We start from the raw sequence: 22031 nt of genomic DNA on the forward strand, positions 1-22031 counted from the left end.
TCAGTCCGGCGCCGTCACGGGCGCCGGCGCGGCCTGGTGGCCACGACTGACCCACCAGCCGAAGGCCGCCGCGGTGAAGAACATCAGCACTCCGTAGATCGCCGGCGGAATCGCCATGGTGCTGTTGTTCAGCAGGCTCGGACTCAGCGCCAGGGCGATCGCCAGGGTGCCGTTGTGGATGCCGATCTCCATGCCGATGGCCACCGCCTGGGCCTTCGGCAGGCGCAGCAGGCGCGGCACCCAGTAGCCCACCGCCAGGCTCAGCAGGTTGAAGGCCAGCGCGGCCAGCCCGACCACCGGCGCGTAGGTGACGAAGGTCTGCCAGTCCTTGGCTAGCGCCAGCAGGATGATCACCAGCAACAGCAGCGCGGAAAGGATCTTCACCGGCTTCTGCAGGCGATCCGCCACGGCCGGCAGGCGGTTGCGCACCAGCATGCCGATGGCCACCGGGCCGAGGACGATGACGAAGACCTGCACGACCTTGCCGAACTGCAAGGGAATCGCCTGCCCGTCGCCCATGAAGTATTGCAGCGACAGATTGACGATCAGCGGCATGGTGAGGATGGCGATCACCGAGTTCACCGCGGTCAGGGTGATGTTCAGTGCCACGTCGCCATGCGCCAGGTGGCTGTAGAGGTTGGCGGTGGTGCCGCCGGGCGAGGCCGCCAGCAACATCATGCCGACCGCCAGGGCCGCCTCCAGGGCGAAGCCCTGGACGATCAGGAAACAGGCCAGGGGCAGCAGGACGATCTGGCACACCAGGCCGACCAGCACCGGCTTCGGGTAGCGCACCACGCGGAGGAAGTCGGCCGGGGTCAGGGACAGTCCGAGACCGAGCATGATGATGCCCAGGGCGATGGGGAGGAACAGGGTCAGGATGGGATCGGCGGTCATTATTGTTATTGCTCCGATGCGATGGAGACGGGCTCAGGCCCCGGATTCTCGACCCAGGTTAGTCCCCCGGCAGTGGCCTGGCGCGCCAAACCGCGCGCCGACCTGTAACAGAATGCGAATGCCCCGCGCCGGGGCATCCCGGTTGTATCGCCGCCCGCTCAGATCGCCGTCGCCCCGCCGTCCACCGGCAAGGCGATACCGGTGGTGAAGCCTGCGTTGTCGCTGCACAGATAGAGCACCGCGGCGGCGATTTCCTCGACCCGCCCGACCCGACCCAGCGGATGCATCGCGGCGGCGAACTCGGCCTTGCGCGGATCGGCCTCGTAGGCGCGGCGGAACATGTCGGTGTCGATCACCGCCGGACACACGGCGTTGACGCGGATGCCCTTCTTCGCGTACTCGATCGCCGCCGATTTGGTCAGGCCGATCACCGCGTGCTTGGAAGCAGCGTAGATGCTCATCTTCGGCGCCGCGCCGAGCCCGGCGACCGAGGCGGTGTTGACGATCGCGCCACCGCCCTGGGCCAGCATCAGCGGGATCTGGTGCTTCATGCACAACCAGACGCCCTTCACGTTGACAGCCATGATGGCGTCGAACTCGGCTTCGTTGCCGTCGGCCAGCTTGCCCTGCTCGATCTCGATACCGGCGTTGTTGAAGGCATAGTCGAGACGGCCGTAGGCCGCTGCGCAACCCTCTACCAGCGCCTTGACCTCGGCGTCGCGGGTGACGTCGCAGCGAATGAAGAGGGCTTCGCCTCCCGCCTGGCGGATCGCCTCGACCGTGCCCTCGCCGCCGGCGCTGTCCAGGTCGGCGACCACCACCTTGACCCCGGCGGCGGCGAAGGCCAGCGCGGTAGCGCGGCCGATGCCCGCCGCACCGCCAGTGACCAGTGCGACCTGGCCGGAAAGAAGTTTGCTCATCTGCTGCTCCTCGGAAAATCGCCTTCCGCCAACCGCGACGGAACCGGGCCGCGCAAGTCTAGCCAGGGCCGGCGCAAGGCATAGCACTATCAGGGGACTGGAGGATGGGCCATCCAGCCCGCTGATAAGACTGATGGCGGCGAATCATCGGCATAGATGACCGGTCATTTCCGCACTCGCCTTCGCTTGCCGCCGGCGCCGGCGCCAGCTATCCCTAGGGGCCTGTTTCCCGACATTCGAGTGCCCTGCCATGACCTCCCAGATCAATCGGCAATACCAGTTGGCCCAGCGTCCCAGCGGGCTGCCCGGCCGCGACACCTTCAGTTTCGTCGAAACCCCGCTCGGCGAACCGGCCGAGGGCCAGATCCTGGTGAAGAACGAGTACCTGTCGCTGGACCCGGCGATGCGCGGCTGGATGAACGACGCCCGCTCCTACATCCCGCCGGTGGGGATCGGCGAGGTGATGCGTGCGCTCGGCGTCGGCAAGGTGCTGGTTTCGAAGCACCCCGGCTTCCAGGCCGGCGATTACGTCAACGGCGCCCTCGGCGTGCAGGACTATTTCATCGGCGAGCCCAAGGGTTTCTACAAGGTCGACCCGTCCCGCGCGCCGCTGCCACGCTATCTCTCGGCGCTGGGCATGACCGGCATGACCGCCTACTTCGCGTTGCTCGACGTCGGCCAGCCGAAGAACGGCGAGACCGTGGTGATCTCCGGCGCCGCCGGTGCGGTGGGCAGCGTTGCCGGGCAGATCGCCAGGCTCAAGGGCTGCCGGGTGGTGGGCATCGCCGGCGGCGCCGAGAAATGTCGCTTCCTGGTCGAAGAACTGGGCTTCGACGGCGCCATCGACTACAAGAACGAAGACCTCGCCGCCGGACTCAAGCGCGAATGCCCGAAGGGTATCGATGTGTTCTTCGACAACGTCGGCGGCGAAATCCTCGACACAGTGCTCACCCGCATCGCCTTCAAGGCACGCATCGTCCTCTGCGGGGCGATCAGCCAGTACAACAACAAGGAAGCGGTGCGCGGCCCGGCCAACTACCTGTCGCTGCTGGTCAATCGGGCGCGCATGGAAGGCATGGTGGTGATGGACTATGCCCAGCGCTTCCCAGAAGGCCTGAAGGAGATGGCCACCTGGCTGGCGGAAGGCAAGCTGCAATCGCGCGAGGACATCGTCGAAGGCCTGGAGACCTTCCCCGAAACGCTGCTCAAGCTGTTCAGCGGGGAAAACTTCGGCAAGTTGGTGTTGAAGGTCTGAGGTCCGCCGCCGGCGCGAAGAAGCGGCGGATAGCGCCTCGCCTCGAAGAGCGTGTGCACTGAAGAAATAATGATTCCCGGCAATCCTGCCGCCTGTCCTTCGGGCTAAGCTGCGGCATCCGCGCCTGCAAGGAATCAGCCGCATGCCACTCGCCCGCTGGGTACCCGGACTCGATAGCCTGCTCCACTACCGCCGCGCCTGGTTCCGTCCGGATGTCCAGGCCGGGCTGTCGGTAGCGGCGATCCAGATCCCCACCGCCATCGCCTACGCCCAGATCGCCGGCTTCCCGCCCCAGGTAGGCCTCTATGCGTGCATCCTGCCGATGCTGATCTACGCCCTGATCGGCAGCTCGCGGCAGTTGATGGTAGGCCCCGACGCGGCGACCGCGGCGATGGTCGCCGCCGCCATCACCCCGCTGGCGGCGGGCGATCCGCAGCGCCTGGTGGACCTGTCGATGATCGTCGCGATCATGGTCGGGCTGTTCTCCATCGTCGCCGGCCTGGCCCGCGCCGGGTTCATCGCCAGCTTCCTCTCGCGACCGATCCTGGTCGGCTACCTCAACGGCATCGGCCTGAGCCTGCTGGTCGGGCAACTGGGCAAGCTGTTCGGCTACGAGGCGGCGACCAGCGGCTTCGTCGCCGGCATCCTCGCGCTGCTGGAGAACCTGCTGCACATCCATTGGCCGACGCTGATCCTCGGCAGCCTCTCGCTCTTGCTGATGGTGCTGCTGCCGCGGCGCTTCCCGCAGTTGCCCGGGGCGCTCTGCGGCGTCCTCCTGGCCAGCCTCGCCGCGGCGCTGCTGGGCCTGGATCGCTACGGCGTGGAACTGCTTGGCGAGGTACCGGCCGGGCTGCCGCAACTGAGCTGGCCGCAGACCAGCCTGGAGGAACTGAAAAGCCTGCTGCGCGACGCCACCGGCATCACGGTGGTCAGCTTCTGCAGCGCCATGCTCACCGCGCGCAGCTTCGCCGCCCGTCACGGCTACAGCATCAACCCCAACCACGAATTCGTCGCCCTCGGCCTGGCCAACATCGGCGCCGGGGTCTCCCAGGGCTTCGCCATCAGCGGCGCCGACTCACGCACCGCGGTGAACGACATGGTCGGCGGCAAGACCCAACTGGTCGGCGTGGTCGCCGCGCTGGTGATCGCCGCCACCCTGTTGCTGCTGAACAAGCCCCTGGGCTGGGTGCCGATGCCGGCGCTCGGTGCGGTCCTGTTGCTGGCCGGCTGGGGCCTGATCGACGTGCAGGCGCTGAAGGGCTTCTGGAAGCTCAGCCGCTTCGAGTTCAGCCTCTGCCTGCTGACCACCGTCGGCGTGCTCAGCGTCGGCGTGCTGCCGGGAATCTTCGTCGCCGTCAGCATCGCCGTACTGCGCCTGCTCTACTACACCTATCGCCCGAGCGACGCGGTGCTCGGCTGGATGCACGGCATCGACGGCCAGGTCGAGCTGGCCAAGTACCCGCAGGCCACCACTCTTCCCGGCCTGGTGATCTACCGCTTCGACGCCCCCCTGCTGTTCTTCAACGCCGACTACTTCAAGCAGCGGGTGCTTGCCGTGGTGGACGGCAGCGAGCGGCCGAATGCGGTGCTGCTCAACGCCGAAGCCATGACCAACCTCGACATCAGCGGCCTGGCCACCCTCCACGAGGTGCAACAGATCCTCAAGGCCCAGGGCGTGCACCTGTCGCTGGCGCGGGTGACCGGGCAGACGCTGGACCTGCTGCAACGCTCGAGCATGCTCGGCGAGATCAAGCCGCCGCTGGTGTTCAGCTCGGTGCGCTCCGGGGTCAGTGCCTATCGCTACTGGCTGCGCCAGCAGGAAAGACTCGCCGCCCAGGCCGCGGCTACAAGCGGAAATGCCTGACCATGCCCTGTAGTTCGCGGCCCAGCTCCGCCAGTTGTTCGCTGGACGAAGCCGTCGACTGCATGGCCTGGGCCGACTGATCGGCCACCTCGCGGATCGCCGTGACACTGCGGTTGATCTCCTCGGCGACCGCGCTCTGCTGCTCGGAGGCCGCGGCGATCTGCTGGTTCATCTGCTGGATCAGCGCCACCGCCGTGGCGATGTTGCCCAGCGCCGCCTCGGTCTGCAACGCGTCGTCGACGCTCTGGTCCACCAACTGGTGGCTGCGCTGCATACGCTGCACCGCCTGCTGCGTGCCATTCTGCAAGGCACCGATCAGGGTCTCGATCTCGGCCGTGGACTGTTGGGTGCGCCGCGCCAGCGCCCGCACCTCGTCGGCGACCACGGCGAAGCCTCGACCCTGGTCGCCGGCCCGCGCCGCCTCGATGGCGGCGTTCAGCGCCAGCAGGTTGGTCTGCTCGGCCACGCTCTTGATCACGTCCAGCACGCTGCCGATGCGCTGGCTGTCGGCGCTCAGCGCCTCGACGCTGGCGGTGGCCGCGCGCACCGCCTCGGCCAGTCGCTCGATCCGCTCCAGGGTCTGGCGTACCACCTCCTGGCCGACGCTGACCTTGCCGTCGGCGCTTTCCGCCGCCCCCGCGGCTTCCTCGGCGTTGTGCGCCACTTCATGGACGGTGGCGGCCATCTGGTTCATCGCCGTGGCCACCTGTTCGGTTTCCGCCCGCTGGCTGTCGATTCCCAGGCGGGTGCGCGTGGTAACGCCGGACAGCGCCTCGGAAGCGCCGGCAATCCGCCCGACGCCGTCCTGCAACTGGCTGACGATACCGTGCAGGCTGCCGGTCATGGCGCGCATCGCGGCCATCAGTTGGCCAACCTCGTCGCGCCGCTCGCTGTCGACCCGTACCGCAAGGTCGCCTTCGGCGATCCGCTGCGCCACACCCATCGCCTGGCGCAGCGGACGGACGATCAGCAGGCTGATGCCGAAGGCCGCGCCCAGGCCCACCAGCAGCGCCAGCACGGCGGCGCCGACGATCAGCAGGGAGTTTGTCCGCAGGCTGTGGAGCATGGCCTGCTGCTGCGCCTCCCAGCTACGGTCAACACGCGCCATCACCTGCCCGGCGCGCTCGCCCATGGCGGCGTACATCTGCCGCTCCTGGAGCTGACTGGCGCGGTACTCGGCGAGCTTGTCAGCGAAACCGCGGATATTGGTCAGCACGTCCTTGACCACCGACACGTAGGCATCGTCGGTGATCGCCTGCTCCAGCCGGGCTGCCAGCTCCAGCGCCTCGCGCAGCGATTTTGGCGGCCCCTCCTGCGCATCCGCGGCGCGCGCTTCGAGACGCGAGCGGGCCTCGTCCAGCCCCTGAAGGACCAGGCGATTGACCTGGGCGACCTGGGCCGCCTGCTGCAACAGCGGCTCGCCGTCGTGCCCCTGGCTCTCCTTCAGCGCATAGGCGCCATCCTCGGCCAGGCTGGACTGGAGGATATCGAGGCTGTTGGCGGCGCCGTTCAGCGACCAACTGGCGCTTTCCCAAGCCAATTGGCGTCCCTGGATGGACTGCTCGAAGCGGCCGAACGCTTCTAGGTATGCCGCCAGCACCTGCTCCACCTCGGCCATGCCAAGCGCCTGATCGGCGTCGCCGTCGGCCTTGAGCCGGCCCACCCGTTCAAGGGTCGCGGCCAGGCGCTGGCGCAAGCGCTCGGCGTCGCTCTTTTCCCCGTGCAGGGCAAATTCCTTCTCGGCCTGGCGAACCTCCAGCACGTCGCGATTGATCGCGCTCATCTCCTGCAGGCGCGCGAAGCGCTGCCCCAGCGCATGCAGCGAGAGCACCGCGAGCGCGGCCACCAGCGCGGTCAATAGCAGGACCAGGGTAAAACCGATGGCCAGTTTCTTCGCCGTGCCGAGATCGGCCAGACGCCTGCGCAGCAACCCCAGCATGACTCCCCTCCCCCGTGACGCGCCGTCTGCGTGCGCATTTCCCGCTGTGTCGCGCGTTTTTCGCCGAACCTGAGCGGCCGGGCAAGGTAGTGGCACGATAATGGCCAGGAGAGATATGCGCAGGTCGTTTCCAGGATATCCGGGCTGACGTCGGTCGAGCGCGGAGCCATACTGGGCGCCCCATGGAAAAAGGAGCTTGCCATGCGTCCCGTATTGCCGCTGTTGCTGTCGCTGAGTCTGTGCGCCCCCACCCTGGCCGACTGGAGCGGCCCGATCGAGCAGCCGCTCTGGTCGTTGCCGGCGGCGCCGGGCCTGTCGCGCTGGCTGATCGTGCACAACCTGTCGAGCGCGGCGGCCGACGGCCTGTACCACGTCGAGGTCCTGGAGCGCCGCCAGGGCCAGCAGCCCTGGCAGTTCCAGCGCCTGGCCGCGCACCTGGCGCTGACCGAACAGGCGCTGCGCGCGAGTATCGTGGCGCCGCTGAAGCGCGGCGGGGTGTATCCGGAAAGCTACCAGTTCGCCTATCGCCAGTGGCAGGAACGCCAGGCCGCGGGCCAGGCGCCGGTGTGCCGGCGCACGGTCGACGAGTGCCTGCGGGCGCCGGACTGAGCCCGGCTACCTGGGCCGGATCATGCTGAACGTGTCGCGGGTATGGCTGTAGTGGCTGCCGCCCAGGCGACCGACCAGGTCGAGCCGGGCGCTATCCACATGGCGCTCGTCGGCCAGCACGGCATCGTCGACATGGGCCAGCAGCACGCGGGCGAAGATCAGGTGGCAATTGGGGTTCTCCGCCGGATACGGCTTGATCTCCGCCACCTCGCACTCGAAGGCCACCGCCGCCGCGGCGATCCGCGGCGGCGCCACGCGTACGCTGGACACGGTAGGGATGCCGACCGTCTCGATCTCGCTCACACCATGGGGCAGCCAGGCGGAGGTGGCGTTCATGGTCTCGGCCTGGGCGGCGCCGACCAGGTGGATCACCAACTGCCCGGTGGCCTGGACGTTGCGCAGGGTGTCCTTGAGGCTGCCGTCGTCGCGCAGGCTGACGTTGACCATCAGGGTCGGCGGCTCGTCGCTGATCACCTGGAAGAAGCTGAACGGGGCCAGGTTGCTGGCGCCCTCGGCGGACAGGGTCGAGACCCAGGCAATCGGTCGCGGGGTGACGGTGGAAGCCAACCAGCGATAGGCCTCGGCGGGAGCGATGGTGGTGAAGTCCAGTTGCATGGCGGTCTCGCGGAAATCGACGGAGGGGACGCCGATTATGCCGCAGCCCCGCAGCTCTCGCGACCGTCTGCGCCGCAGCCCTGCGCCACCTGGAGGCAGCGGCTAGACTTGCCCTACCCTCACCCAGGAGCCCTGCCATGAACTATCGAGGAAGCTGCCACTGCGGAACCATCGCCTACGAAGTCGAAGGCGACCTCGACCAGGTGATCCAGTGCAACTGTTCACTGTGCAGCCGGCGCGGCTGGCTGCTGTGGTTCGTCCCGCGCGACCGTCTGGCGCTGAAGACGCCGGCCAGCGCGATGCACACCTACACCTTCAACACCCACCGCCTGCAGCATCACTTCTGCCCCACCTGCGGCTGCGCGCCGTTCAGCGAAGGCATAGGCCCGGACGGTCAGGCGATGGCCGCGGTCAACGCGCGCTGCCTGGAGGACATCGACGCCAGCGCGCTCCCGGTACAGCACTACGATGGCCGCAACGCCTGACGCTGGCGCAGGTAGCCGATCACCTCGGCCTGGTTGCCGCGGAACTCCACGCGGTCTTCCTTGCTCTGCCGCTGGAAGGCGTACATCGGGTCGTAGTACTCCTTGAGCAGCCCCTCGATCCAGCCGCGATGGGTATCCACCGAGCCGTCGCGGCCCTGCTCTTCCAGCGCCTGCACGAGGATCGCCGCCAGCCGCTGGTAGCGCTCGCCGCCGAGGCGCTTGACGATGCCGGCGAGGCTCTTCTGCAGGTAGGCGGAGAAGGCGGCGAAGCCCTCCTCCACGCCCACCACACGCTCGAACTCGCTGCGCAGATCGATCACGTAGTCCCTGAGGATACGCTCGACACGCTGCTCGAAGGCATCCTCCAGCCAGACCAGCGGGTAGCCCTGCATACCCTGGTACAGCTCCAGCGGCAAGGAGCAGCTGCCGACGATCCGTCCCTCGTCCTCAAGGACGAACTGGCCGACGCCACGATGACGCTTCTTCAGGATGTCGATGGCCAGGCGGTTCTCGAAGTCTATCTGCGCCGGCTGCGGCGTGGCTCGCCGGCCAAAGCTGGAGCCGCGATGGTTGGCGTGGCCTTCGAGATCGAGGCTGTTGTCCAGCGCCGCGATCACCTCGGTCTTGCCGCAACCAGTGAGGCCGCCGACCAGCACGAAATCGCACTCGTCGACCGCCGCGCGGGTGGTTTCGAAAAGGAAGTTGCGCAACGCCTTGTAGCCGCCGATCACCCGTGGGTAGTCGATGCCGGCGTCCTGCTTCAGCCACTGCTGGACGATCTGCGAGCGCAGGCCGCCGCGGAAGCAATACAGGTAGCCGTTCGGGTTGGCTTCGGCGAAGGCTTTCCAGGCCGCCAGCCGTTCGGCCTTGAGCGCCCCGCAGACCAGTTCGTGGCCAAGGGCGATGGCGGCCTGCTGGCCGTGCTGCTTGTAGCTGGTGCCGACCTTCTGCCGCTCGATGTCGTTCATCAGCGGCCGGTTGACAGTGTTGGGAAAGGCGCCCTTGTGGTACTCCACCGGGGCGCGCACATCCATCAGGGGGATATCGTCGAGAAACAGTTCGCGGTAGTGCTGGGTGTTGTCGCGCATTACAGCACCTGTACCGCGAGACTCTGTCGCTCGACCAGCTCGCCGATCGGCGCCAGTTGCAGGCCGAGTTCCGCCGCCACGGCGAGGAACTCCGCCTCGCCTTCCGGAGCCACCGCCACCAGCAGGCCGCCGCTGGTCTGCGGATCGCAAAGCAACAGCTTCTGCACTTCCGGCAGTGGCGCGATGCGCTCGCCATAGCTGTCGAAGTTGCGCAGGGTGCCGCCAGGCACGCAGCCCTGCTCCAGGTAATATTCGGCACTGGCCAGGCGCGGTACCGCGGCGTACTCCACGCGTGCGGTGAGCTTGCTGCCGTCGGCCATTTCCACCAGGTGGCCGAGCAGGCCGAAACCGGTGACGTCGGTCATCGCCTTGACCCCCGCCAACCGGCCGAAGCGCGCGCCGGGCCTGTTCAGGGTGCACATCCAGTCACGCGCCACGCCGACGTCCTCGGCGCGCAGCCTGGCCTTCTTCTCGGCGGTGGTGAGGATGCCGATGCCCAGCGGCTTGGTCAGGTACAGCCTGCAGCCGGCCTCGGCGGTGTCGTTGCGTTTCATGAAGCGCTTCTCCACCACGCCGGTCACGGCCAGGCCGAAGATCGGCTCGGGGGCGTCGATGGAGTGTCCGCCGGCCAGCGGGATGCCGGCTTCCTCGCAGACCTTGCGGCCGCCGGCGATCACCTCGCGGGCGACTTCCGCGGCCAGCACGTTGACCGGCCAGCCGAGGATGGCGATGGCCATCAGCGGGTCGCCGCCCATGGCGTAGATATCGCTGATGGCGTTGGTCGCGGCGATACGGCCGAAATCGAAGGGGTCGTCGACGATCGGCATGAAGAAATCGGTGGTGGAGACCACCCCGCGCTCCTCGTCGAGGGCGTAGACAGCCGCGTCGTCGCGCGAGGCGTTGCCGACCCAGAGCTTCGGATCGAGGTTCTGCGCGCCGCTGCCGGCGAGGATCACCTCCAGTACCTTGGGCGAAATCTTGCAGCCGCAGCCGGCGCCGTGGCTGTACTGGGTCAGGCGGATCGCCTCGCTCATCGGTGTACTCCCGTGGATGTCGGAAAAGTGCCCATTCTAGCAAAGCCGGCGCCGCCGCCAGAGGACCGATCGCCGCGCCCGGCTCAGCGCCCGGCGCGCGACTCGCGGATATAGAAGCGCGCCTTCTCGGCCTTGCTGGTGCAGCCCTCGTAGGCCTCGAACTGCTGCTGGGTCTTGGCCCCGGTGAGCAGGGTCAGGGCCTTCGAGTAGCTGACGGTGCCGGCGAAGCCTTCGGCCTTGGCCAGGTCGAGTTCCTTCCAGGCCGCGTCCAGCTGGTCGGCGCAGTTCTCCCGGTAGGCGGTCTTGCCGGCGCAGCCGGCCAGGGTCAGGGCAAGGACGGGCAGAACGATCCAGGTTTTCATCGAACGATCTCCGGACAGGGAAAGGGCCGCGCATCGCCGCGACGCACTTGGCGGCGGCCGGGCGACACGCGTATCGTTTTCGCTTCGTCACGCAGTATTGGCAAGGGGTTGCAGATGAGCAAACAGGTCGCCCTGGTATTGGGCTCCGGCGGTGCGCGCGGCTACGCGCACATCGGCGTGATCGAGGAACTCGAGGCACGCGGCTATGAGATCACCTGCATCGCCGGTTGTTCCATGGGCTCGGTGATCGGCGGCATCTACGCCGCCGGCAAGCTGCGCGAGTACCGCGAGTGGGTGGAAAGCCTGGATTACCTCGACGTGCTGCGCCTGCTCGACGTCAGCTTCCGCCTCGGCGCGATCCGCGGCGAGCGGGTGTTCGGCAAGATCCACGAGATCCTCGGCGAGGTAAACATCGAGGACCTGTCGATTCCCTACACGGCGGTTGCCACCGACCTCACCAATCAGCAGGAAATCTGGTTCCAGGAAGGCTGCCTGCACCAGGCCATGCGCGCCTCGGCGGCAATCCCCAGCCTGTTCACACCGGTCATGCAGGGCAGCCGCATGCTGGTCGACGGCGGCCTGCTCAACCCGTTGCCGATCGTGCCGGTGGTGTCGGCCCACAGCGACCTGATCATCGCGGTCAATCTCAACGCCACCAACCAGAAGCAGTACCACCTGCCGGTGATCGAGCGTCCGGCCGCGCTCAAGGGGCGCTTCGACAGCATGATCGAGAGCCTCGGCCACAAACTCTCGTTCTTCCGCCGCCACGGCGACGACAATACCCCGCCGGAGCTGAGCGCCGACGCCCTGCTCCATCCGGTTCCGGCGGAATCCGAGGAGCCCGCCGAGCCGCAACTGCAACAGCCGGCCGCGGCGCCGCAAGGCAAGGACTCGCCGAAGTCGGCCAGCGGCACCACGGTGGTGGAAAGCAGCGGTCCGGCATCGCTGCTGGAACTGGTCAACCAGAGCTTCGAGGTGATGCAGACCTCGCTGGCGCAGTACAAGATCGCCGGCTACCCGCCGGACATCCTGATCAACGTGCCGAAGCGGGTCTGCCGCTTCTTCGAGTTCTACAAGGCGCCGGAATTGATCGCCCTCGGCCGGCAGATCGCCAGCGACACCCTGGACCGCTACGAGGAAGACAACGCCTGAGCCTCAGCGGCTGAACTCGAGGACCTCGTAGCCGCCGCGCCGTTCCGGGAACAGCAGGAGGAAGCCACCGGCGTGCGGGCGCAGCAGCGCGACCACGTCGGACTCAGCCGGCGCGCCGTGGGCCAGGCCACTGAAGGCCACCTGGGGCTCGTCGTTGACCGTGGCGCCGCCGAGGAACACGTAGCGCTGCGTGCCTTCGCGGAACAGGTAGCCGCTGACCCGCTGCGAACCGCTGGTCTTCTCCAGGAACAGGCCGCGGTCGGTACGCCGGATGCGGCACTGGAAGTTCGGATAGCGATAGATGCCGTACTGGTCGGCCTGGGTCGAGCGGCACTTCCAGTCGCCCAGCAGGCCTTTCTCGTCGACGGCGACGACGGGCTGCGCCAGGCTGAGTTCCAGTTGCTCCAGTTCCGGCAGGAATTCCTCGAAGGCACTGTCGTAGTAGCGCTTGTTGATGGCCTCGGCGTCCTGCTCGACGGCCAGCACGCTGCGCTGCTGCTGTTCGCTGGTGTAGCCACGCCAGTCCGGTTCGGCGGCGCCGGCATGCGCGCAGGCGGCGAGAACGGTGAGGCAGGCGAAGACACGGGAAACGGGGATCGGACGGGACATGGCGACCTTCCTGGCGAGTGGACCGGCGCATCCGGCGCCGGCAAGCGGTAGCCGCAGAACATAGCGCAGCGGCGCCGGGAATTCGAGCGCCGCCACGACGGGCGGCGGTTTCAGAAGATCGACCAGCCGATCCGCTCGCTGAGTTTCTCCAGCGCGGCGATACCCGCCAGCGAATTGCCCGCGGCGTTCAGTTCCGGCGACCAGACACAGACCGTGAAGCGCCCCGGCACTACCGCGATGATGCCGCCGCCGACACCGCTCTTGCCCGGCAGGCCGACCCGATAGGCAAAGTTGCCGGCCTCGTCGTAGAGCCCGCTGGTGGCCATGATCGCGTTGACCTGCTTGGTCTGCCGCTCGTTGAGTACCTGCTCGCCGCTGTGCTTGCAGAAGCCCTTGTCGGCGAGGAAGCAGAACGCCCGCGCCAGGTCGACGCAGCTCATGCGCAGCGCGCAATGATGGAAATAGCTGAGCAGCACCGCCTCGACGTCGTTGTGGAAGTTACCGAACGATTTCATCAGGTAGGCCGCCGCCGCGTTGCGCGAGCGGTGCTGGTACTCCGAGCGCGCCACCACCGAGTCCGACACCACTTCCGGGTTGCCGCACAGGCGCCGGACGAAATCGCGCATCGATTGCGCCGGCGCGGCGAAACGCGACTGGTTGATGTCGCAGATCACCAGGGCGCCGGCATTGATGAACGGGTTGCGCGGCTTGCCGCGCTCGAACTCCAGCTGCACCAAGGAGTTGAAAGGCTGGCCGGAGGGCTCGTGGCCAAGGCGTTGCCAGATGTCCTCGCCGGAATGCTGGATCGCCTGGACCAGGCTGAACACCTTGGAAATGCTCTGGATGGAAAACGGCCGCAGGGCGTCGCCGGCATGGAACAGCTCGCCGTCGCGGCTGTACACGGCGATCCCCAGCTGGTTCGGCTCGACGCCGGCGAGCGCGGGGATGTAGTCGGCGACCTTGCCGCGCCCGATCAGCGGGCGGACTTCATCGAGAATCTCGTTCAACAGTTGCTGCATGATGACCTTCGTGGTGACACCGGGGCACCGACCCGGGCGCATCCGGGCCAGCGCGAATGCGCGGCATCATAGGCGATGAACGCACGGGAGGCATGCCCCTCGCGCAGAATTGCGCTGCGCGTCAGCTGTCGCGCAGGCGATAACCGACACCCGCCTCGGTCACCAGGAAGCGCGGGCTGGCCGGATCGTCGCCGAGCTTCTGGCGCAGGTGGCCGACCACGACCCGCAGGTAATGGGTGTCTTCGACATGGGTCGGACCCCAGATATCCTTGAGCAGTTGCTGCTGGGTCACTACCCGTCCGAGATGGCGTGCCAGCGCGGCGAGCACTGCATACTCCTTGCGCGTCAGCGCCACTTCCGCACCCTCCAGGGTGACTCGGCGATAGGCGAAGTCCACCTGCAACGGGCCGACCGCCACCGACGCCTCCGGGCTTTCGCCCTGCGCCGCCTGGCGCAGCAGGACGCGCACGCGGGCGAGGAACTCCTGGATGCCGAACGGCTTGGTCACGTAGTCGTTGGCGCCGCCGTCCAGGGCCAGTACCTTCTCGCCCTCGCTGGCGCGCACCGACAGCACCAGCACCGGCACCTGCGACCATTCGCGCAGGTCGCGAAGGATGTCCTGGCCGTCGCGGTCCGGCAGGCCGAGGTCGAGCACCACCAGGTCCGGTCGGTTCAGCGCGGCCTGGGCCAGCCCCTCTTCGCCGGTGCCGGCCTCGAGCACCCGGTAGCCCTGGGCATTGAGGCTGATACGGAGGAACTTGCGGATCTGCGGTTCGTCGTCGATCAGCAGGATGCTGTTCTGCAATTGGGTCATGGCACTCGGCACGGCAGGTGAACACGGCGACAGGCCAGCGGCGGCGTCGCGGAACCGGCAGGAATAGCGCGAGCGCGGGCGCCAGGCAAGTGCGCCGGGCTCATTCGTCGCCCTCCAGTTGCCCGAGGTCCGGCTGCGGATGCAGCGGCAGGTGCAGGACCAGCGTGGTGCCGCGACCGTCGAGGCCTTCGCCGACGCTGATGCGCCCGCCGTGGGCGCCGATCATGCCCTGGCAGATCGCCAGGCCCAGGCCGGTGCCCTGGCCACCGCGGTCGCCACGGGCAGCGGTGTAGAACATGTCGAAGATCTTCTCCCGCTCGGCCTCGGGAATCCCCGGCCCCTCGTCGCTCACCGCGAAACGCAGCTCGGCGGCATCCTGGCTGACCTCGATGCGCAACCGGCCGTGGTTCGGCGAGAAGCGCGCGGCATTTTCCAGCACGTTGATCAGCGCCTGCTCGATCAGCGCCGCATGCACGTAGAGCAACGGCAGGTCGTTGGCCACGATCGCCTGCACCCGGTACGGCGCCAGCACCGCGCGCAGGCGGTTCAGCGCGCTGCCGACGATGTCGCCCGGTGCCACCCAGTCGCGCGCCAGCTTCAGGCCACCGTGGCCGAGACGGGTCATGTCGAGCAGGTTCTGGATATAGCGGTCCAGTCGCTCGGCCTCGTCGCGGGTGCTTTCCAGCAGTTCGCGACGATCCGCCGGCGGGATCGCCTCACCCAGCGCCAACAGGCTGTCGATGGAGCCGCGCATGGCCGTCAGCGGCGTGCGCAGGTCGTGGGACACCGAGGCGAGCAAGGCGCTGCGCAGTTGCTCGGTTTCGCCGTGCAGGCGCGCGGCCTCCAGGTCCTCGGCCAGGCGAGCCCGCGCCAGGGCCTGGGCCAGGGGCTGGCCGAGGGCGGCGAGCAGGCGCCGGCGCTGCGGGCTCAGCGGCTGGCCGTCCAGCGGCGCGACACCGAGCAGTGCCAGCGGTCCCTCTTCCGCCGACAGCGGCCACCACCACCAGCGTCCTCCGGGCAGCGTGCCAGTACCGAGGCCGGCCGGCTGGTCGTGGGCCCAGGCCCAGTCCGCGGCGACCCGTTCCTGGTCGGCGAGTTGCCGCTGCACGCCGGCCTCGGTCTTCCACTCGCCATTGACCTGACCGAGCAGACAGACCTCGACGTCCTTCCAGTCGTCGAACTGCTGGGCGGCGGCGGCCAGCACCGCCTGGCGGTCGGTGGCGGCGGTGAGCTTGCGCGACAGCTCCAGCAGCAGGCTGGTTTCCTCCTGGGTATCGCGCAGCGCCTCCAGCTGGCGCCGCTGGCGTGCCGCCAGGTTGCCGGTGAGGCCGGCCATGAACAGGAAGAACGCCAGGCTCAGCAGGTCTTCGTGGCGATGGATGGCGAAGGAAAAATGCGGCGGGATGAACAGGAAGTCATAGGCCAGGAACGACGCCACCGCGCACAGCAGTGCCGGCATCAGGCTGCTGCGCACTGCCACCAGCAGCACCGCCATCAGGAACACCAGGGAGATGTTCGGCAGCTCCAGCAGGTGCGCCACGATCCAGGCCAGGCCGCTGGCCAGGGCGGTCGCCAGCAGCGCCAGCAGATAGTCGTTCCACACCACCGGATAGCGTGGCCGCGGTTCCGCCGGGCGCAGGTCGGCCTCGCTGTCCAGGGCACTGATCTCCAGGCCCTGGCCGTCGCGCAGCAGACGCCCGGCGAGACCACCGCCGAAGGCCCGGCGGTACCAGCGGCGCCGCGACTGGCCAACCAGGACCAGGCTGGCGCGGCGCTCGCGGGCATGTTGCAGGAGGGTCCGCGCCACCTCGCCGGCGCGCAGCACGACGATCTCGCCGCCGAGCCGCTCGGCCAGTTGCTGCGCACCCTGCAGGCGCATCCGCGCCTGCTCGCCGCGCAAGCCGCCGGTATCGACGTGTACCACGCTCCAGGGCAGGTGCCGACGTTCGGCGACCCGGCAGGCGTGGCGCACCAGGCGTTCGGCCTGTTCGTCACCGTCGATGCCCACCAGCAGCCGCCCGCGCAACGCCGGCGCTTCCTCGCCGCGCTGGCGGTAGCGGTGGTTGAGGTCGGCGTCGACCCGCGCGGCGGCGGTCTGCATCGCCAGTTCACGCAGCGCGGTGAGGTTGGTCTGCGAGAAGAACGCATCGATCGCCGCCCGCGCCTGTTCCGGCACGTAGACCTTGCCCTCGCGCAGGCGCTCCAGCAGCTCGCGCGGCGGCAGGTCGATGAGGACGATCTCGTAGGCCTCCTGCAACACCCAGTCCGGCACCGTCTCGCGGACCTGCACGCCGGTGATGTCGCGGACGTGGTCGTTGAGGCTCTCCAGGTGCTGGACGTTGACCGTTGTGTAGACGTCGATTCCCGCCGCCAGCAACTCCTGGATGTCCTGCCAGCGCTTGGCGTGGCGGCTGCCGGGAACGTTGCTGTGGGCCAGTTCGTCGACCAGGGCCAGCGCCGGCGGGTCGGCGAGGAGACCGTCGAGGTCCATTTCCTGCAGTTTCATCCCTCGATACTCGAGGCTGCGCAGCGGCTGCTGCGGCACGCCTGCGAGGAGGGACTCGGTTTCCGCCCGCGAGTGGGTCTCGACCACCCCGGCGCGCAGTTTCACGCCCTGGCGCAACTGGGCCTGGGCGGCCTGCAGCATGGCGAAGGTCTTGCCCACCCCCGGCGCCGCGCCGAGAAAGACTTTCAGGCGGCCGCGCCCGTCAGCGGGCAGGTCGGCCAGCAGCGCGTCGGCGCGTGCGGTGTCGGTCATGGATCGGTCGTACTCCGTTGCTCTGCGCCGCGCAGGGCGGACGATCGCCGGCGATCATCCGCCGATGCGGCGATATTGCAAGCCCTTGCGTGGGTCTCTGGGGAAACCTAGCGCTTCAACCCCGCCAGCGCCATGTTCAGCGCCAGCACGTTGACCACCGCCGGCCCCACCAGCGGCCGCTCGGTGTGGCTTTCCACCAGGTCTTCCACCAGCCGCAGCGGCAGCCCGCGCGCCGTGGCCACCCGCAGCGCCTGGTAACGCGCGGCCTGCGGCGGCAGCTGCGGATCGAGTCCGCTACCGGAGGTAGTGACCAGCGCCAGCGGCACCGGCCCCTGGTCGGCGATACGCTCCTGGGCGGCGTCCCTGGCGATGCGCTCGGCCAGTGCCGGGTTGCTCGGCGCCAGGTTGCTCGCGGCACTGGAAACGGTGGCGTAGTCGCCCGCCGAAGGCCGCGAATGGAACCACTCCTCGCCGTCGAACTTCTGCGCGATCAGCCGCGAGCCGAGCACCTTGCCCTCGGCGTCGCGCAGCAGGCTGCCATTGGCCTGCTCGGGGAACGCCAGTTGGGCGATACCGGTGACCAGCAGCGGATAGGCCACGCCGGTGACCATGCTCAGCACCAGCAGTGACGCCAGTGCCGGACGGAGTTGCTTGAACATGTGCAGATCCTCTCTTCAGTCCCAGGCCCTCGCCCGACGGCGAGGGCCGTTGTTCATGCCAGGCCGACGGCGGTCAGCAGCAGGTCGATCGCCTTGATCCCGAGGAACGGCGCCACCAGGCCGCCGACGCCATAGATCAGCAGGTTGCGCTGCAGCAGTTGCGAAGCGTCCGCCGCCTGCACCCGCACGCCGCGCAAGGCCAATGGGATCAACGCGACGATGATCAGCGCGTTGAACACGATGGCCGACAGGATCGCGCTCTGCGGGCTTTGCAGGCGCATCACGTTGAGCACGTCGAGCTGCGGGTAGATGCCGACGAACAGCGCCGGCAGGATGGCGAAGTACTTGGCCACGTCGTTGGCGATGGAAAAGGTGGTCAGCGCGCCGCGGGTGACCAGCAACTCCTTGCCCACCTGGACCACGTCGAGCAGCTTGGTCGGGTCGCTGTCCAGGTCGACCAGGTTGGCCGCCTCGCGGGCGGCCTGGGTGCCGTCGTTCATGGCCATGCCGACGTCGGCCTGGGCCAGCGCCGGGGCGTCGTTGGCACCGTCACCGCACATCGCCACCAGGCGACCTTCGCCCTGCTCCTGGCGAATCCGCGCCAGTTTCTTCTCCGGGGTAGCCTCGGCGATCACGTCGTCGACCCCAGCCTCGGCGGCGATGGCAGCGGCGGTCAGCGGGTTGTCGCCGGTCACCATTACGGTGCGGATGCCCAGCCGGCGCAGTTCGGCGAAGCGCTCGCGAATGCCCGGCTTGACCACGTCCTTCAGGTGAATGGCGCCGAGCAGCCGGCCGTTGGCTACCACCAGCAGCGGGGTGCCGCCGCTCTGGGCGATCTTGTCCACCTCCCGCGAAAGCACCTCGGGCATCTTCTCCCGCGGCAGGTCGATGAAGCGCAGCGCCGCATCCACCGCCCCCTTGCGGTACACCTGGCCGTTCCAGTCGACCCCGGACAGGCGGGTTTCCGCGCTGAAGGCGATCGGCGTCAGCTCCTCGCGGCGCGGCTCCTCGATCGGATGCAGGATGCGCAGGTATTCGACGATCGACTTGCCTTCCGGGGTGTCGTCGGCCAGCGAGGCCAGCAACGCGCCCTCGGCCAGTTCCTTGCCGCTCACCCCCGGCGCGGCGTACAGCGCGCTGCAGCGGCGGTTGCCGAAGGTGATGGTGCCGGTCTTGTCGAGCAGCAGCACGTGGACGTCGCCGGCCGCCTCCACCGCGCGACCGGACTTGGCGATCACGTTCAGGCGCACCAGGCGGTCCATGCCGGCGATGCCGATGGCCGAGAGCAGGCCGCCGATGGTGGTCGGGATCAGCGTCACCAGCAGCGCCACCAGGAACACCAGCGGCAGGTTGCCGCCGGCGAACAGGGCGAACGGCTTGAGGGTCACCACTACCAGCAGGAAGATCAGGGTCAGGCCGATCAGCAGGATGTCCAGCGCCACTTCGTTGGGGGTCTTCTGCCGCTTGGCGCCTTCCACCAGGGCGATCATCCGGTCCAGGGTCGACTCGCCCGGGTTGGCGCCGATACGTACCAGCAGCCAGTCGGACACCACCTGGGTGTTGCCGGTCACCGCCGAGCGATCGCCGCCGGACTCGCGGATCACCGGCGCCGATTCGCCGGTGATGGCGGCCTCGTTGACCGCCGCCACGCCTTCGATGACTTCGCCGTCGCCGGGAATCATCTCGCCGGCCTGGACCCGTACCACGTCGCCCTTGCGCAGGCTGCTGGCAGCGACGCTCTCGAAACTGCCGTCGGCGCGCCGCTTATTGGCGGAGAGGCCCTGGCTGCCGGCCTTGAGACTGTCCGCGCGGGCCTTGCCACGTCCCTCGGCGAGCGCTTCCGCGAAATTGGCGAAGAGCACGGTGAACCACAGCCAGAGGGCGATCTGCAGCGCCACCGAGGTCGGCACCGCCTGGTCGGGGACGAAGCACAGCAAGGTGGTGAGCACGGCGGTCAGTTCGACCACCAGCATCACCGGCGAGCGCAGCAACTGGCGCGGGTCGAGCTTGACGAAGGCTTGCAGCAGCGCCGGCCGCCACAAGGCGGCGAGGCTGGTGGACGCGTTGTGGCGACGTTCGAGCGATTTGTGCAAGGCGTTCTTGGACGCCTGGGTCTGAGCGTTCATGTGCGATTCCTTCAGAAGCCGAGGCTCAGTTGTTCAGCGATCGGGCCGAGGGCCAGGGTCGGCAGGAAAGTCAGGCCGCCGACCAGCAGGATGGTCACGGTGAGCAGGCTGGCGAACAGCGGACCATGGGTCGGGAAACTGTTCGGCCCCACCGGGCTGGCCTTCTTCGCCGCCAGGCTGCCGGCGATGGCGAGGATCGGCAGGATGTAGCCGAAGCGGCCGATGAGCATGGCCAGGCCGATCATCAGGTTGTGGAACGGCGTGTTGGCACCGAAACCGGCAAACGCCGAGCCGTTGTTGGCGCTCCCCGAGGTGTAGGCGTAGAGCAGTTGGCTGAAGCCGTGCGGGCCGGGATTGGTCACCGCCGAGGCCGGCCCCGGCAGGCTGGCGGCGATGGCGCCGAGCACCAGCACGCCGACAGGCATCACCAGCAGGGTGAATACCAGCAGGCGGACCTCCTTCGCCTCGAGTTTCTTGCCCAGGTACTCCGGCGTCCGCCCGACCATCAGGCCGGCGAGGAACACCGCGATCAGGACGAACAGCAGCATGCCGTAGAGGCCGGCGCCGACGCCGCCGAAGATCACCTCGCCGAGCATCATGTTCAGCAGCGGCAGCATGCCACCCAGGGGGCTCAGGCTGTCGTGCATGGCGTTCACCGAGCCGTTCGAGGCGGCGGTGGTGGTGATCGCCCAGAGCATGCTGGCGGCGGTGCCGAAGCGACTCTCCTTGCCCTCCATCGGCGCGCCCTGCTCGATCGGCAACTGCGCCAGCGCCGGGTTCGGCTGGTATTCGGCCCACAGCGACAGGCCCAGGCCGAGGCAGAACAGCAGCAGCATGCAGCCGAGGATCGCGCGGCTCTGGCGCAGGTCCTTCACGTAATGGCCGAAGGTGAATACCAGCGCCGCCGGGATCAGGATGATCGAGGCCACTTCGAACAGGTTGCTCCAGGCGCTCGGGTTCTCGAACGGATGGGTCGAGTTGACGCCGAAGAAGCCGCCGCCATTGGTGCCCAGCTGCTTGATGGCGATCTGGCTGGCCGCCGGGCCGAGCGGGATGGTCTGCTCGGCGCCTTGCAAGGTGGTGGCATGGACATAGTCGAAGAAGGTCTGCGGCACACCCTGCCAGACCAGCAGCAACGCCAGCAGCAGGCACAGCGGCAGCAGCACGTAGAGGGTGCCGCGGGTCAGGTCGACCCAGAAGTTGCCCAGCTGTCGTGTGGAGCGGCGGCTGATGCCGCGTGCCAGGGCCACCAGCACGCAGAGGCCGACCGCCGCGCTGACGAAGTTCTGCACCGTAAGGCCGACCATCTGGCTGAAGTAGCTCAGCGAGGCCTCGCCGCTGTAGGCCTGCCAGTTGGTGTTGGTGACGAAACTGACCGCGGTGTTGAACGCCAGGGTCCATTCCAGGCCCGGCAGGTGCTGCGGGTTCAGCGGCAGGCTGCCCTGCAGCATGAGGATCGAGAACAGCAGGACCAGGCCGGCCAGGTTGAATGCCAGCAGCGCCAGGGTGTAGGTCTTCCAGTCCTGCTCGCTCGCCGGATCGACGCCGAACAGGCGATAGCAGACGCGCTCCAGTGGCGCCAGCGGCGCGCTGAGGAGATTGCGTTGGCCTTCCATCACCTTGAAGCAGTAGCGCCCGAGGAACGGTGCAGGCACCAGGACCAGGGCGAAAAAGGCCAGGATCAAGAGAATCTCGTGGCTGTTCATGTGCCCTCCCCTAGGCACGGTCGGCGCGTAGCAGCGCCACCAGCAAATAGACGAACAGTCCCGTGGCCAGGGCCAGGGACAACCAATCCAGAACGGTCATGTGTGCGATCTCTCCTTCGAGCG

Annotated in this window: 20 protein-coding genes; 5 read left to right on the top strand and 15 right to left on the bottom strand. The window is 68.1% G+C overall.

Annotated features, from left to right (window positions below; genetic code table 11):
* Positions 1–894: a bile acid:sodium symporter family protein gene (locus ACYAF3_RS28625; RefSeq protein ID WP_003117741.1), complete on the bottom strand. Its 894-nt coding sequence runs from the start codon at positions 892–894 to the stop codon at positions 1–3.
* Positions 895–1052: 158 nt separating this feature from the next.
* Positions 1053–1814, bottom strand: a complete 762-nt coding sequence (locus ACYAF3_RS28630; protein WP_003087566.1) for an SDR family oxidoreductase — start codon at positions 1812–1814, stop codon at positions 1053–1055.
* A gap of 250 nt (positions 1815–2064) precedes the next feature.
* On the opposite strand from ACYAF3_RS28630, the gene ACYAF3_RS28635 reads away from it, so the two are divergent.
* The gene (locus tag ACYAF3_RS28635) at positions 2065–3069 is read left to right on the top strand and encodes an NADP-dependent oxidoreductase (RefSeq protein ID WP_003097826.1); all 1005 of its coding nucleotides are present in this window, start codon (positions 2065–2067) and stop codon (positions 3067–3069) included.
* Between the two features lie 142 nt (positions 3070–3211).
* Positions 3212–4933, top strand: a complete 1722-nt coding sequence (locus tag ACYAF3_RS28640) for a SulP family inorganic anion transporter (RefSeq protein WP_003097828.1) — start codon at positions 3212–3214, stop codon at positions 4931–4933.
* On the opposite strand, the gene ACYAF3_RS28645 is transcribed toward ACYAF3_RS28640, so the two are convergent.
* Positions 4914–6872: a methyl-accepting chemotaxis protein gene (locus ACYAF3_RS28645; protein ID WP_016263660.1), complete on the bottom strand. Its 1959-nt coding sequence runs from the start codon at positions 6870–6872 to the stop codon at positions 4914–4916. The genes ACYAF3_RS28640 and ACYAF3_RS28645 overlap by 20 nt on opposite strands.
* A 201-nt stretch (positions 6873–7073) precedes the next feature.
* Here ACYAF3_RS28645 and ACYAF3_RS28650 point away from each other — a divergent pair, with 201 nt between their 5' ends.
* Positions 7074–7481 carry a DUF5086 domain-containing protein gene (locus ACYAF3_RS28650; RefSeq protein ID WP_003117744.1) on the top strand — a complete coding sequence of 136 codons (408 nt, stop codon included), beginning with the start codon at positions 7074–7076 and terminating at the stop codon, positions 7479–7481.
* Positions 7482–7487: 6 nt separating this feature from the next.
* Here ACYAF3_RS28650 and ACYAF3_RS28655 read toward each other — a convergent pair whose 3' ends face one another.
* On the bottom strand, positions 7488–8096 hold the full coding sequence (locus ACYAF3_RS28655; RefSeq protein ID WP_003097831.1) for a flavin reductase family protein: 609 nt from the start codon (positions 8094–8096) through the stop codon (positions 7488–7490).
* A 137-nt stretch (positions 8097–8233) separates the two neighbouring features.
* On the opposite strand from ACYAF3_RS28655, the gene ACYAF3_RS28660 reads away from it, so the two are divergent.
* Positions 8234–8581, top strand: a complete 348-nt coding sequence (locus tag ACYAF3_RS28660) for a GFA family protein (RefSeq protein ID WP_003087550.1) — start codon at positions 8234–8236, stop codon at positions 8579–8581.
* Here ACYAF3_RS28660 and mnmH read toward each other — a convergent pair.
* From mnmH to ACYAF3_RS28675, 3 genes are all read right to left on the bottom strand, one after another.
* Positions 8560–9669: a tRNA 2-selenouridine(34) synthase MnmH gene (mnmH, locus tag ACYAF3_RS28665; RefSeq protein WP_003087548.1), complete on the bottom strand. Its 1110-nt coding sequence runs from the start codon at positions 9667–9669 to the stop codon at positions 8560–8562. The two genes, ACYAF3_RS28660 and mnmH, sit on opposite strands and share 22 nt — an antisense overlap.
* A complete protein-coding gene (gene selD / locus ACYAF3_RS28670; protein ID WP_003087546.1) occupies positions 9669–10703 on the bottom strand; it encodes a selenide, water dikinase SelD in 1035 nt (344 codons plus the stop codon). Before selD ends, mnmH begins: the two co-directional genes overlap by 1 nt.
* An 83-nt stretch (positions 10704–10786) precedes the next feature.
* Positions 10787–11065: a hypothetical protein gene (locus ACYAF3_RS28675; RefSeq protein ID WP_003097836.1), complete on the bottom strand. Its 279-nt coding sequence runs from the start codon at positions 11063–11065 to the stop codon at positions 10787–10789.
* Positions 11066–11179: 114 nt separating this feature from the next.
* Here ACYAF3_RS28675 and ACYAF3_RS28680 point away from each other — a divergent pair, with 114 nt between their 5' ends.
* Positions 11180–12217, top strand: coding sequence for a patatin-like phospholipase family protein (locus ACYAF3_RS28680; RefSeq protein ID WP_003087542.1), 1038 nt, complete (start codon positions 11180–11182; stop codon positions 12215–12217).
* 3 nt (positions 12218–12220) lie between these two features.
* Here ACYAF3_RS28680 and ACYAF3_RS28685 read toward each other — a convergent pair whose 3' ends face one another.
* The 8 genes from ACYAF3_RS28685 to ACYAF3_RS28720 all read right to left on the bottom strand — a co-directional run bounded on the left by ACYAF3_RS28685 (position 12221) and on the right by ACYAF3_RS28720 (position 22008).
* Complete coding sequence (locus tag ACYAF3_RS28685; RefSeq protein WP_003097837.1) at positions 12221–12826, bottom strand: DUF4893 domain-containing protein; 606 nt, start codon at positions 12824–12826, stop codon at positions 12221–12223.
* Positions 12827–12936: 110 nt separating this feature from the next.
* On the bottom strand, positions 12937–13845 hold the full coding sequence (glsB, locus tag ACYAF3_RS28690; RefSeq protein WP_003087537.1) for a glutaminase B: 909 nt from the start codon (positions 13843–13845) through the stop codon (positions 12937–12939).
* Between the two features lie 121 nt (positions 13846–13966).
* A complete protein-coding gene (locus ACYAF3_RS28695) occupies positions 13967–14659 on the bottom strand; it encodes a response regulator (protein ID WP_003114598.1) in 693 nt (230 codons plus the stop codon).
* Positions 14660–14759: 100 nt separating this feature from the next.
* Positions 14760–17417, bottom strand: coding sequence for a sensor histidine kinase (locus ACYAF3_RS28700; protein WP_116680151.1), 2658 nt, complete (start codon positions 17415–17417; stop codon positions 14760–14762).
* 107 nt (positions 17418–17524) lie between these two features.
* A complete protein-coding gene (gene kdpC / locus ACYAF3_RS28705) occupies positions 17525–18076 on the bottom strand; it encodes a potassium-transporting ATPase subunit KdpC (protein WP_003120424.1) in 552 nt (183 codons plus the stop codon).
* A 53-nt stretch (positions 18077–18129) separates the two neighbouring features.
* A complete protein-coding gene (gene kdpB / locus ACYAF3_RS28710) occupies positions 18130–20202 on the bottom strand; it encodes a potassium-transporting ATPase subunit KdpB (RefSeq protein ID WP_003087527.1) in 2073 nt (690 codons plus the stop codon).
* A gap of 11 nt (positions 20203–20213) precedes the next feature.
* Positions 20214–21908: a potassium-transporting ATPase subunit KdpA gene (gene kdpA / locus ACYAF3_RS28715; RefSeq protein ID WP_019371928.1), complete on the bottom strand. Its 1695-nt coding sequence runs from the start codon at positions 21906–21908 to the stop codon at positions 20214–20216.
* A gap of 10 nt (positions 21909–21918) precedes the next feature.
* The gene (locus ACYAF3_RS28720; RefSeq protein WP_003097848.1) at positions 21919–22008 is read right to left on the bottom strand and encodes a K(+)-transporting ATPase subunit F; all 90 of its coding nucleotides are present in this window, start codon (positions 22006–22008) and stop codon (positions 21919–21921) included.
* Positions 22009–22031: the final 23 nt, after the last annotated feature.

It is taken from the genome of Pseudomonas sp. TZ252, assembly GCF_056110345.1.